The organism is Burkholderia sp. Ax-1719 (assembly GCF_011753055.1).
Lineage (GTDB): Bacteria > Pseudomonadota > Gammaproteobacteria > Burkholderiales > Burkholderiaceae > Paraburkholderia.
Genome location: NZ_VWWJ01000009.1, coordinates 195,303 through 207,524, shown reverse-complemented (window position 1 = coordinate 207,524; position 12,222 = coordinate 195,303). Strand labels below are relative to the sequence as shown.

At 61.6% G+C, this 12,222-nt stretch carries 10 protein-coding genes and 1 riboswitch; of the genes, 5 read left to right on the top strand and 5 right to left on the bottom strand.

Annotated elements, in window-relative coordinates:
* Positions 1–101: 101 nt before the first annotated feature.
* Entirely contained in the window at positions 102–935 is an 834-nt protein-coding gene (locus tag F3J17_RS18500) for a helix-turn-helix transcriptional regulator (RefSeq protein ID WP_167061678.1), read from the top strand.
* Between the two features lie 2 nt (positions 936–937).
* Here the strand turns inward: F3J17_RS18500 and F3J17_RS18495 are convergent, their stop codons facing one another.
* From F3J17_RS18495 to F3J17_RS18485, 3 genes are all read right to left on the bottom strand, one after another.
* Positions 938–1,828 (bottom strand): helix-turn-helix transcriptional regulator, encoded by an 891-nt coding sequence (locus F3J17_RS18495; protein WP_167061675.1) that lies wholly within the window; start codon positions 1,826–1,828, stop codon positions 938–940.
* A gap of 172 nt (positions 1,829–2,000) precedes the next feature.
* A complete protein-coding gene (locus tag F3J17_RS18490; protein ID WP_167061672.1) occupies positions 2,001–2,663 on the bottom strand; it encodes a cation transporter in 663 nt (220 codons plus the stop codon).
* A 156-nt stretch (positions 2,664–2,819) separates the two neighbouring features.
* Entirely contained in the window at positions 2,820–4,676 is a 1,857-nt protein-coding gene (locus F3J17_RS18485) for a potassium transporter Kup (protein WP_205194859.1), read from the bottom strand.
* Between the two features lie 399 nt (positions 4,677–5,075).
* Positions 5,076–5,179, top strand: a riboswitch (SAM-I-IV-variant riboswitch).
* A gap of 43 nt (positions 5,180–5,222) precedes the next feature.
* On the opposite strand from F3J17_RS18485, the gene F3J17_RS18480 reads away from it, so the two are divergent.
* From F3J17_RS18480 to F3J17_RS18470, 3 genes are all read left to right on the top strand, one after another.
* Positions 5,223–5,543 (top strand): hypothetical protein, encoded by a 321-nt coding sequence (locus F3J17_RS18480; protein WP_167061666.1) that lies wholly within the window; start codon positions 5,223–5,225, stop codon positions 5,541–5,543.
* Positions 5,544–5,676: 133 nt separating this feature from the next.
* A complete protein-coding gene (locus F3J17_RS18475; RefSeq protein ID WP_167061663.1) occupies positions 5,677–7,332 on the top strand; it encodes a GMC family oxidoreductase N-terminal domain-containing protein in 1,656 nt (551 codons plus the stop codon).
* 267 nt (positions 7,333–7,599) lie between these two features.
* Positions 7,600–8,994: a cytosine permease gene (locus tag F3J17_RS18470; protein ID WP_167061660.1), complete on the top strand. Its 1,395-nt coding sequence runs from the start codon at positions 7,600–7,602 to the stop codon at positions 8,992–8,994.
* A 51-nt stretch (positions 8,995–9,045) separates the two neighbouring features.
* Here the strand turns inward: F3J17_RS18470 and F3J17_RS18465 are convergent, their stop codons facing one another.
* Entirely contained in the window at positions 9,046–9,651 is a 606-nt protein-coding gene (locus F3J17_RS18465) for a rhomboid family intramembrane serine protease (RefSeq protein ID WP_167061658.1), read from the bottom strand.
* Between the two features lie 391 nt (positions 9,652–10,042).
* Here F3J17_RS18465 and F3J17_RS18460 point away from each other — a divergent pair, with 391 nt between their 5' ends.
* Positions 10,043–11,212 carry a porin gene (locus tag F3J17_RS18460; RefSeq protein ID WP_167061655.1) on the top strand — a complete coding sequence of 390 codons (1,170 nt, stop codon included), beginning with the start codon at positions 10,043–10,045 and terminating at the stop codon, positions 11,210–11,212.
* Between the two features lie 72 nt (positions 11,213–11,284).
* Here F3J17_RS18460 and catA read toward each other — a convergent pair whose 3' ends face one another.
* A complete protein-coding gene (catA, locus tag F3J17_RS18455; RefSeq protein WP_167061652.1) occupies positions 11,285–12,220 on the bottom strand; it encodes a catechol 1,2-dioxygenase in 936 nt (311 codons plus the stop codon).
* Between the last annotated feature and the right edge of the window lie 2 nt (positions 12,221–12,222).

The window sequence follows — 12,222 nt, the reverse complement described above, 5'->3', positions numbered from 1 at the left end:
TAATCGGAGACACTGACTTCCGTCAGGACAACTTTGACGCCAGAAAGGACATTTATGGCGTTATTGGTGTACCACAACACTCATTTGTCATCGATCAAGACATGGCCGTCCCCCGGCTCCAGACCTTCGGGCAGAGCGCCGCTGCCAAAAAAGTGATTGCGCAGGCCATCCACTACGCCGACGGCGCGCACGAAATCGCCCACATCCATCATCGCGCGCAGCTTATCTACGTGGCGGGCGGCATCGTTCGCGTCATCACGCCGCGCGGGTTGTGGGCGCTCAAGCCCGGCATGGCGTTGCTGATCGGAACGCAAATCGAGCACGAGTTGCATATGACCGGTCAGACGTCGATGCGCACGCTCTATATCGATCCGGACGCCTTGCCGCCACTGGCTGGCGACTGCCGGGTGATTGCGCTGGACGATCTGCTGCGGGCGGGCATCCTCGGCATGTACGACGCGGGCGGCGCCGAAGCGGATGAGCGCCGCACGGCGGTGCTGGTGCCGCTGATTCTCCATTTGCTCCACGAAGCGCTCGCGGCGAACGACTCCGACGGGACACACCAGGGCGAGACCTCGCTGCGCTTGCCGTTGCCCGAGCATCCGCGTCTGCGTGCGATCTGCGACAGCCTGATCGCCGATGCTGCGAACGCCGACACTCTTGAGCAATGGGCCGAGCGCTCCGGCGCGAGTGTACGCACGATCGCGCGGCTGTTTCGCCAGCAGACCGGCATGACGTTCGCGCAATGGCGCGAGCGTCTGCGGCTCGAAGACGCCCTGGCGAAGCTCTCGGTCGGCCACGCGCCGGGCGACGTGGCGCAGGCGCTCGGTTATGCCGACGTGCGCACTTTCACAGTGATGTTCCGGCGTGCGTTCGGCAGCACGCCGCAGCAGTTTCTGCACAGCCAGCAGCGGCTGAATGCGCCGCGTGCGTGATGCTACGCGCCCGCTGCGGCTGAAGACACCATCGACTGATACTTCAGCGGCGAGATGTGCAGCACGCGCTTGAACATCGCGGCGAAGGAATTGGCGTCGGCGTAACCCAGATGGCTGGCGACCTTGTCGATCGGCGTCTGGGTGGAGAGCAGGCACATCGCTTCGGACACGCGCATCTGCTCGCGCCACTTCGCGAATGGCATGCCGGTTTCGCGCTGGAAATGCCGCGCGAGCGTGCGCGAACTCGCGCCGAAGCGGTCGCCCCAATGATCGAGCGAATCGCTATTGGCCGGTTGTTCGATCAGCGCCTGGCAGATGCGGTGCAAACGCGGATGCTGCGGCAGCGGCAGACGGCCCGGCTGATCCGCGACCGGCACGGCAGCGGCGAGCAGATTGACGATCAACTGGGTGAGCAGTTCGCCGAGCTTGCCGGGTTTGCCGGGTTTGTCTTGCGTATCGGACGCATCGGACGTATCGGCGTTGTCCGGCGGCTGGGTGATGGCGAGGATGGCCTCGCGCAGCAGACCGCTCACGGGGATCAGACGCCCCGCGTCATCGGCGGGCAGCGGGCACGGATCGACATAAAGCGTGCGGAACGAGACCTTGCCGACCATCTCCAGTTCATGCTCGACGCGCGGCGGCACGAGCATCGCGCAATCGGGCGTCACGACCCAGCTGGCGGCGGGCGTGCGCACGCGGATCAGGCCGCTGGTGGCGTAGAGCAGTTGCGCGCGCGTATGCGTATGCGCGATCTCGCGCGCCCCCGACTCGTATTCGATGGCTTCGCCATAGACGACCGGCAGTGCCACCGACGGCGTGGCGTCGCGCGCAAGCGACGCCGCGAGACGGGATTCGACGTGTGGATTGTCCGTTTGATTATAAAAAGCTTCCATAACGTTCCATCTGGACAAGGTGTGCCCAAGCGACCGACGGAAGTATAGCCTTAATGAATGTAATGCGACTCATTATCATTCAATGAAATGAGTGAACGGGACGATAGCCCGTAAGCGGGAACCGGTGCGTCGAAAAGTGGTGGACTTCGAGCGGTTTCGGCAGGACGCGCGGTTAGGCGAACCGGCCGCTGCGAATCGAGCGGATGCAGCGGCTGAGCAGAATCCAGGCGGGATTTTCCTTCTGCATGAAGCCGAACAGAAAGATGAGGCAGCCGATCAACGCGGTGGCGCTGGTGTCGAACAGCGACGATCCGGCCAGCATGCCCGTCACGCCGATGGCGGCGATGCAGGACGAAACCGAATCGGCGACCGTATGGCGCGCGCTGGCGCGCAGCACGCCCGCGTAGTTCGCGTGGCCATGCTGCTCGGCGTGGGTGGCGGTCCACTTCAGGTAGCCGTACAGGCCGGCCTTGGCGAGGCAGCTTGCTATCGCCACCATCAGCGGGAACAGCGTGATATGGCGTTGCGCGTCGTCGCCCTGAGCGGCGGGCGCGAACACGCTCATGAGCAGGAATTCCGCGCCCACGGCCATCACCATCAGGCTCGCAAACGACGACACGACCGGCAGCAGGTGCTTCCTGCGGCCGTTGGGATTGCTGTGCACCCAGAAGATCGCGGCGGCCACCAGCCCATCGGTGGCGACGTCCATCAGGCTGTGTGCCCCGTCCGCCAACATCGCGTGCGAACCCGACGTCCAGCCGGCGGACATCTGGAATGTCATCAGGACGAGATTGACGAGCAGGGTGACGAGCGACGCTCTCTTGAGCGTATTCATGGTGTGCACGCGAGCGACGTTTTATCGTGAGTGGGGAGGGCAATGAGCCGACACGATATCGACGTCAGATTGCACGCCAGTGACAATCAGCGTGCTTAATAACAGGCGCTGGTCTTGCGGCACGCGCCGGGCGCGCTGAAAGCGCGAGGGATCAACTCATATTTCCACGCGCGAACCCAGTTCGATCACCCGGTTGGCGGTGAGCTTGAAGTACGCCGCCAGATTGCCGATGTTGTGCGCCATCACGCTGAAGAGCCGTTCGCGCCACACCGGCATGCCCTTGCCTCCGGTCGCCACCACGGTCGCGTGACTGAGGAACCAGGACACCTGCGCGGGATCGATGAGCAGCCCCTTCGGTTCGCAATCGCGCAGCGCCTGGGGCAGATTGGCCTCGTCCTTGAAGCCATAAGCGACCACGATGCAGTGGCAGTTGTGACCCAGCGGCGTGATGGCCACGCGTTGGTCGCGCGGCACATAGGGCACGTCGAGGTTTTTCACATGCACGAACAACGCGCGTTCGTGCAGCACATGGTTGTGTTCGAGATTATTGACGAGCGCATGCGGCACGGCGTTGGCGTCGATGTTCAGGAACACGGCGGTGCCGGGCACGCGGATCGTTTCGCCCGCAAACAGTCCTTCGAGATAGCGTTCCAGGGGCAGCGAGCCCGCATGGCTGCGCGCTTCTTCCACCATCAGCGCGCGGCCGCGATGCCAGGTAGACATGATGATGAACATGATCGCGCCGAGCATCAGCGGGAACCACCCGCCATCGACGAACTTGAGCAGATTGGCCGAGAAGAACGCGAAGTCGATGATGAAAAAGAACCCGGTGGCGAACACGCACAGCGCCCAGTTGTAGTGCCACGCGTAGCGCACCACATAGAACGTGAGGAAGGTGGTGATCATCATGGTGCCGGTCACGGCGATACCGTAGGCCGAACCCAGCGCCGTGGAGGAGCCGAAACCCAGCACCGCGGCCACCACGGCGATCAGCAGCAGCCAGTTGATGGCGGGCACGTAGATCTGCCCGACCTCGCGCTCCGAGGTGTAGACGATGCCCATGCGCGGCATGAAGCCCAGTTGCATGGCCTGCTTGGTCATCGAGAACGCGCCGCTGATGACGGCTTGCGAAGCGATGACCGTCGCCACCGTGGCCAGCACGACCATCGGGAACAAGGCCATCGACGGGAACAGGTGGAAGAACGGATTGTCCACGGCTTTGGCGTCGGACAACAACAGCGCGCCCTGGCCCAGATAGTTGAGCGCCAGCGCGGGCAGCACCAGCGCGAACCACGACAGGCGGATCGGCGGCGCGCCGAAGTGGCCCATGTCGGCGTAGAGCGCTTCCGCGCCGGTCAGGGCGAGCACCACCGCGCCCAGCGAGACGAAAGCCACCCAACCGTTGCGGATCAGGAAGCCAAGGCCCACGAAGGGGTTGAAGGCGTCCAGGATGGCCGGCGCACGGCCGATATTGAGCACGCCCGCCACGGCGATCACGCCGAACCACAGCACCATCACCGGCCCGAACACCGCGCCGATGCCCGCCGTGCCGCGCCGCTGCATCAGAAACAGCACCACCAGCACGGCCAGCGCGATCGGCACCACATAGGGTTTGAGAAGCGGTTCGGCGACTTCCAGCCCTTCCACGGCGCTCAGCACCGAAATGGCCGGCGTGATGACGCCGTCGCCGTAGAACAGCGCCGCGCCAAACACGCCGATGAGCAGCAGGGCATTGCGCAGGCGCGGCCGGTCCATCACCGAACTGGAGGCCAGCGCGAGCAGCGCCATGATGCCGCCTTCGCCGTGATTGTGAGCGCGCATGATGAGCGTGACGTATTTGAGCGTCACCACGATCATCAGCGACCAGATGATGAGCGACACCACGCCCAGCACGTTGGCGCGGGAGAGCGCCAGTCCGTGATTCGGCTCGAATACGGTGCTCATCGTATAGAGCGGACTGGTGCCGATATCGCCGAATACGATGCCGATGGCGGCCAGCGCCAGTCGGGCCATCGATCCGTCGAGGTGGCCAGCGTGCTCGCCCGGCTGCGGGCCTGAAGACGGTTCCATGAATGGCTCCTTCTCAGTGGATGGCGCCTTGCCAGCCGTTCCACTACAGCGTACAGAATAAAGCGCGCACCTTAAAGCCGTACTGATACGGAGGCGCACGGGGAAAACTCGAACAGGATAGTGAAGCACTCCTTAAGCTGTAAGAGCGCGGGCGTGACAATTTCATTCCAATTGCCTTACCGGTTTCGACGGTCTTATTCGCTCGCCTGTCTGGCTGAATGCCAAAAGTAAGGCGGCGGTTTTCCTGTTGTTCCCTTTGCCGCGTCGATCCTCCGCTTGCCCGTATCGAGAATTTCGATATAATGGAATCGCGTTCGAAATACTGAACGCAACGGTAAAACGTACATGCATCCAGAGTCGGACAGTCCGACGCCAACCTGCCTGCCCGGGCAAGGTGGAAGCCAATGTGGCGATGCGGCCGATTCACGGCAACGAAGCGGGAGCAGCATGGCTGGCACCGGTTCGATCAACCCTCAAACCGGAGCGACTATGCGTCAAGACACCCTCACATCCTCCCCGGCAGTCTGCGAAGACTGGTCCCATGCCCTTGGTGGCGTCAAACTCACGCACACCGTCCACCTCGTATCGAGTTCGAGCGCGGGCGTCGAATCGCGCGCGGCTGCGTTGATCGAAGACGAAAACGCTGCCGTCGATCGTTGGGCGGTCTCGCGCTGTCGCGGTGTGGTCGAGCAAACCATCGTGCTGGCAGGCATTACCGAAAGGCGCGCAGTGAAACTGCGCGAACAGCTTGCCGCGCTCGACGGCGTGCTGCGCACGCGGGTCGAGCATCAATTCGTGCGAAGCCGCTAGGCCGCTTCATCGAGCGAGCTTTTTCCTTGCCAGCGACCACAAAAAACATCATTTCGCGATTTTTTTGTGCTGAAGAAAATCCGGCATACAGCGACGGCCGACTCCGGCTGCGCGGTTCAACAGAGGAAAGAGCATGCCGGATGAAAAGACTTCAATCGATAAAGCGAGCGCCTTCGACTATGTGATCGTGGGGGCGGGCTCGTCGGGCTGTGTGCTGGCGAACCGCCTGAGCCAGGACCCCAACGTGACCGTCTGCCTGATCGAGGCCGGTAGTCACGACCGGAACGTGCGTATCCAGACGCCTGCTGGAACCATCACGCTCTACAAGAGCAAAAAATACAGCTGGAACTTTCTGTCCGCACCCCAGCAGCACCTGAATGGCCGCAGCCTGCATACGCCGCGCGGCAAGGCGCTCGGCGGATCGAGTTCGATGAACAGCATGATCTATATTCGCGGCCACGCGAGCGACTACGACAAGTGGGCAGCGGCGGGCTGTGCCGGCTGGGGCTGGAAGGACGTATTGCCGTATTTCCGCAGGTCGGAGAATAACCGGCTGGGCCAGGATCCTGGCCTGCATGGCGTGAGCGGCGAACTTTACGTTGACGCGCCGCGCGACCCCAATCCGGTTTCGGAGCTGTTCGTTAAGGCCGCCGGGCGCGTTGGCATCAAGCGCAATAGCGACTTCAACGGCAGGCAATTCGAAGGCTGCGGCATCTATAACGTGACGCAGAAGGACGCGAGGCGTCTGTCCAGCTATCGCGCATTCGTGGCGCCGGTTCGCCATCGCGCGAATCTCACTGTCGTGACGGATTGTGCAGTGCAAACACTCGTGCTCGAAGACAAGGTCGCGAAGGGCGTGAATGTGGTCGTCGATGGCGCAGCGAAGTGCATCGTCGCGCGAAAGGAGGTCATCCTGAGCGCAGGCGCACTCGGCACGCCACAACTGTTGCTGGCTTCAGGCATCGGCCCCAGGGAATCGCTCGAACAGGCGGGCGTGACGGTTCGTCATGATCTGCCGGGCGTGGGCAAGAATCTGCAGGACCATCTCGACGGGCTCGTGACGGTGCGCTCGAAAAGCGCAAAGACGCTGGGCTTTTCGCTCGCGTCGCTGCCGAGCGTGATTGCCGCGCCGCTGCGCTACGTGTTCGGACAAAAAGGCTGGCTCACGACCAACTATGTAGAGGCGGGCGGCTTTGCGCGCACGCCTCTGTCGCCCGAGCTGCCCGACGTGCAGTTTCACTTCGTGCCAGGCTACCGCAGCCATCGCGGCCGTCTCTTCGAATGGGGGCATGGATATGCGGTTCATACCTGCGTGCTGCGCCCGAAAAGCATCGGCGAGCTCAAGCTGAACGCCCAGGGGCAACTCGTTATCGACTTCAATTTCCTCTCGAATCCCGAAGACGGGCGCGTGCTGGTGGAAGGTCTGAAGCTCGCGCGCAAGATCCTCGCCGATCCCGCTTTCGACGCGATTCGCGGCAAGGAGATGCTGCCGGGTGAAGCCGTGCAGACCGACGAGCAACTCTGGGCTTATATCCGCGAATATGCGGCCACCGTGTTCCATCCGGTCGGCACCTGCAAAATGGGCGTGGATGCGCTGAGCGTCGTCAGTCCCACCACCTTGAAAGTGCAGGGGATAGAACGTTTGCGCATTGCCGACGCGTCCATCATGCCCATTCTCATCAGCGGCAATACCAACGCGCCGTGCATCATGATTGGCGAACGGGCCGCCGACATGATTCTGAACGGCGAGCGCGCGCGTAGTGACGCAAAGGCCGTCAACGTAGACTAAACCGGTTTGCGCCGTCATGGTGCATGAGGGATCGGTGCGTTTGACGCTCTGGCGAATGCCAGCGTCAAACGCGCCGATCAACGCTTGTTTTGCGGTGAAATCCCCGTGAAACCGCTGGATTCGATGCCCCCTCGCGGTGCGGCTATGCACCATATTCATTAGCCAGAAAAAAGCTATGCAAGGGCAAGCTATTTCGTTCTTTCGTCGTCCTTTTTGTTGCTGAACAGTGTCGGTGTTATCGAACGACGCCACTCAGAAGGAGACCCCATGGCCGAAGATACCCTGGCTCGTCTTGAGCAAAGTACCATCCAGCGCATACCGCGCTCCGAGCGCCACGGCAAGGCCAGCGACCTGTTCACCATCTGGTTCGGCTCGAACATCATGATGCTGACGATCGTGACCGGTGCGCTGGCCGTCACTGTATTCAAGCAACCATTCTGGTGGGGCGTGCTGGGCATCGTGATCGGCACGCTGATTGGCGCCATATTCATGGCGCTGCATTCTGCTCAAGGCCCGCAATTGGGCGTGCCGCAGATGGTGCAGACGCGCGGCCAGTTCGGCTCGATCGGGTCGCTGCTGGTGGTGGCGCTGGTCGTGATCATGTATTTAGGCTTTTTCGCGTCGAACCTGGTGCTTGGCGGCCAGGCGCTCGCCAGCTTGACGCCGGCGGTCACGGTCAACAACGGCGTGCTGCTGGTGGGCGCCTTGAGCCTTGTTGCCACGATCTTTGGCTATAACCTCATTCACGCCTATACGCGCCTCATGACGTGGCTTTCGGGCGTCGTGCTCGTGCTGACGTTTGCCTGGATCATCTTCGTGCATGGGCTGCCTGCCGACTTTTTCTCGAAGAACAGCGCCAATCTCACGGGCTTTCTCGGCACGATTTCAGTGGCTGCGTTGTGGCAGATTGCTTACGCGCCGTATGTCTCCGACTACTCGCGTTATATGCCTGAAGAGACCGGCGCACGCACCGCGTTCTGGTCGAGCTACTGGGGCTGCTCGCTGGGATCCATTTTCCCGATGATTCTGGGCGCGATGGTGGGCCTGCTGGTTAGCGACGGCGATGTCGTCAATGGCCTCACCAAGGTCACGCACGGCATTGCGCCGCTCGTCGTGATCGTGCTTTCCGTGGGCATTGCCGCGACCAACGCGATGAATCTCTATTGCGGCACGCTCTCTACCATCACGATCTTCCAGACGCTGTTTCCGAACTGGCAGGCAAAGGCGAGGGCGCGCGCGATTACCGCCGTGATTCTCTTCAGCATTTCACTGCTGATTGCGTTGTTCGGCCAGAGCAATTTCCTGGTTGAATACACCAACTTTATTCTGCTGTTGCTCTATGTGCTGGTCCCCTGGACGGCCGTTAATCTGATTGATTACTACCTGGTCTGCCACGGCGAATATGACGTCGATTCGTTCTTCCGCGCCGATGGCGGCGTGTACGGCCGGTTCAACGGCACGGCGATTTTTGCCTATGTTTTCGGCATCGCGGTTCAATTGCCGTTCGTTTCGACCGATATGTACACTGGCCCGGTTGCGAAAATGCTCAATGGTGCGGATCTTTCGTGGATCGTGGGACTGGTGCTGACGTCACTGGTTTATTACGTGACTAGCAAATTCTTTGGCGCATCGACGCAAATACGCCGCGCCAAGGCCGTATAAGCGGTGATATGGGCAAACCGTCTCCCTCACTGGGAGACGGTTTTTTTCGCTTCAACGCAAAGCGTTCTGGCGGAAGAAACGCGCGGCCAGAACGCCGCCTATTGCACCGCCCAGGTGACTTTGCCATGACACGCCGGGCGTAATCGGCAGCACGCCGTAGAACAGGCTGATGCCGTAGCTGCATGCCACGAAGAGCGCAACCAGCACCGGGATGAACTTACGGCTGTAGAAGCCATACGCGACGAGATAGCCCGCGTAGCCAAAGACCAGCCCGCTCGCGCCGATATGAACCGACCAGGGCGCGCCGAGGCACCACGCGCACAGCCCCGCACCGAGCATCCCGCCGATGGTGGCCTGCCAGAAGTTGGCGATGCGCGGCCACATGCAAAGCCAGCCGAGCACCAGCAGCCCCGGCGTATTCGACATGATGTGAATAAAGCTCGCGTGCAGCCACGGAGCGAACAGGATGCCCTGAAGGCCGCCAAGCGTGCGCGGCACGACGCCATGCCGGTTGAGTTGCAGGAAGGGCAACGCGGCCGACACCAGAAAAACGACCCACATCGACCCAACGAACAGACCGAGCAGGACGACGCGCGCCTTCAATTGTTCAAAAAGCGACGCACGCGTGGCGCGAGAGGGCGGGTTAAGGGCGGACATGCGTTCCTTGGCGAAGGATGGATTCGGGCAGGGATTAAACAGCGATTCAGGCATGCACTATAAACCGGGTCGCAGCGTGCCCGGCATCTTTGCGCATGGAGCTTGAGCCACAGTCAAGCCCAGAATCTTTGGCGAAAACCCAACAGTCGTTTCACAGACCGACGCGCACGGTGCGTCGCGCAAGCCCCGTGCACCAACGCTTTGCAGCCGGTCAGCGGGCACTTTCGATTTCTTGAATTGAGAATTTCAGTCCCTGATTTCTAGCGACTTTTGATTAAACCTAGACTGCCCTATCTGCTGGCGTCCATAGCGCCAGCAGCACCGTGAAAGGCCGCAACGACGGCGCAACGGCTATTACACCAACTCATCCAGCACGTTTCGAAGGGTATCGATGAAGATCCGAAAGACCGCAATCTCGGCAGCGGTGATGGCGCCGCTTTTTCTCCTCGCCAGCGCCGCGCACGCGCAAAGCAGTATCACGCTTTACGGCCTTCTCGACGAAGGGCTCAATTTCACCAGCAACGCAGGGGGCCATTCGGCGTGGGCGATGGCAAGCGGAGACACGGCCGGCAGCCGTTGGGGCATCAAAGGCAGCGAAGACCTGGGCAGCGGTTATAAGGCGATTTTCAAGCTAGAAAATGGCTTTAACATCAATACGGGCAAACTTGGTCAGGACTCCAGCATGTTCGGGCGTCAGGCCTATGTGGGGATATCGTCGGATCGCTACGGTACGATCACGTTGGGGCGCCAGTACGATACGAGCGTCGACGACTACGGTTTTGCCGGTCTGACCGCCGCCGGCAACTGGGCTGGCGACATCGCCACCCATCCCTTCGACAGCGATAACGCGGACTGGGATTTCCGCGTCAATAACGCCGTCAAATACGTGACGCCGACGTGGCGCGGCCTCACTGGCGAAGCCATGTACGGTTTCAGCAATGAGGCTGGCGGCTTTGCGAACAACCGTCTGTGGGGCGCAACGCTCAATTATCAGAACGGTAACTTCACGGCAGCCGCTTCGTATCTGAAGATGAACAACCCGGGTCTCACGACGAGCGGCGCCATTACGTCCGGCGATCTGTTCGATGCGGGCTCGCAGCAGACGATCGGCGTGTCGGCGAGCTATCGCTTCCCGAAGGTAGCGGTTGCCGCCGCATGGTCACATGTCGACGTCTATGATCCGACCAGCAACGTGTGGCTCGAAAACACCAGCCTGGCGAATGGTGCAAGCTGGAATTCGTGGAAGTTTGACAACTTCGAGGTCAACGCGCAGTACTTCTTCACGCCGGCGCTCTGGCTCGGCTCGACCTATACCTTCACGATGGCGCATCTGTCGTCGACGGCGGGCAGCTATGTGCCCAAGTGGCATCAGATCAGCCTGATGCTCGACTATGACCTGAGCAAGCGGACTTCGCTCTATATGCAGGGCGCGTGGCAGCACGTCGTCAGCGCGCACACCGGCACGGACTTCGACGAAGCGCAGATTGTCGATGCTTCGGCGGGCGCGTCGTCGGGCGTGAACCAGATGGTCTATCGCGTCGGCATCATGCATCGCTTCTAGGCGTGTGATGCAATGCAGTCGCTCCCCAGGCAGGGGCGACTGCGCTTGCTTCATGCGTGCTTCACGCGTGCGTCACGCCGTCGCCGTCGCGCGAGGGCGGCTGACGATCTGATTGTCCTTGCCCTGAATCCGCGGCGTCAGCGTGACATTGAACTCGATGTCCTTGTACGCATCGTCCTTGAGACCGAGCGCCGCGCCGCCCGTTTTCTCCACCACTGATGGAATCAGCTCCTCGCGCGTTGCATAGGCGAAGTCGTCCCAGATGAGCGGATCGCCTTCGATATTGAACTGCGTGGTGAGCTTGCGGTGCGCCCCGCTCGTGACAAAAAAGTGCACATGCGCCGGGCGGTTGCCGTGGCGGCCCAGGCCGTTCAACAACTGCTGGGTGGCCCCTTGCGGCGGACAGCCGTAACCCACCGGCATGAGCGTGCGGAATTCATAATCGCCGTTTGCCCCGGATTTGACCGCGCCGCGCAGATTGAAGCCGCTTTGCGCGCCGGTTGGGTCGAAGTGCGAATAAAAGCCTTTCGAATTGGCGTGCCAGCATTCGACGATGGCGTTGGCGACGGGCTTGCCGTCGGTATCGGTGACCTTGCCGTGAATCACGAGCGGGCCGGCATCGGCGTCTTCGTTGATATCGATCTTCGACACGCCCTCGCGCAGCGGCGCACCGGCGACGTAGAGCGGCCCTTCGATGGTGCGCGGCGTGCCGCCGTCCATGCCGGCAGCCTGATCGGCGGCGTCCAGGCGAATGTCCAGGTATTTCTCCAGACCGATCCCGGCCGCGAGCAGCGCTGCTTCTCCGTCCTGACCCAGCTTGTTCAGATAGTTGACGCCCGCCCACACTTCGTCGGGCGTGATGTCGAGATCGTCGATGGCCCTGAACAGATCGCCCAGCAGGCGATGAACGATCTGCTGGAAGCGCGCATTGCCGCCCTCCGCGCCGAGATTGGCGGCCGCTTTCAGCAGGTCCTGGACTTCCTGGGTGTCGAATACCTTCACGCTCATGA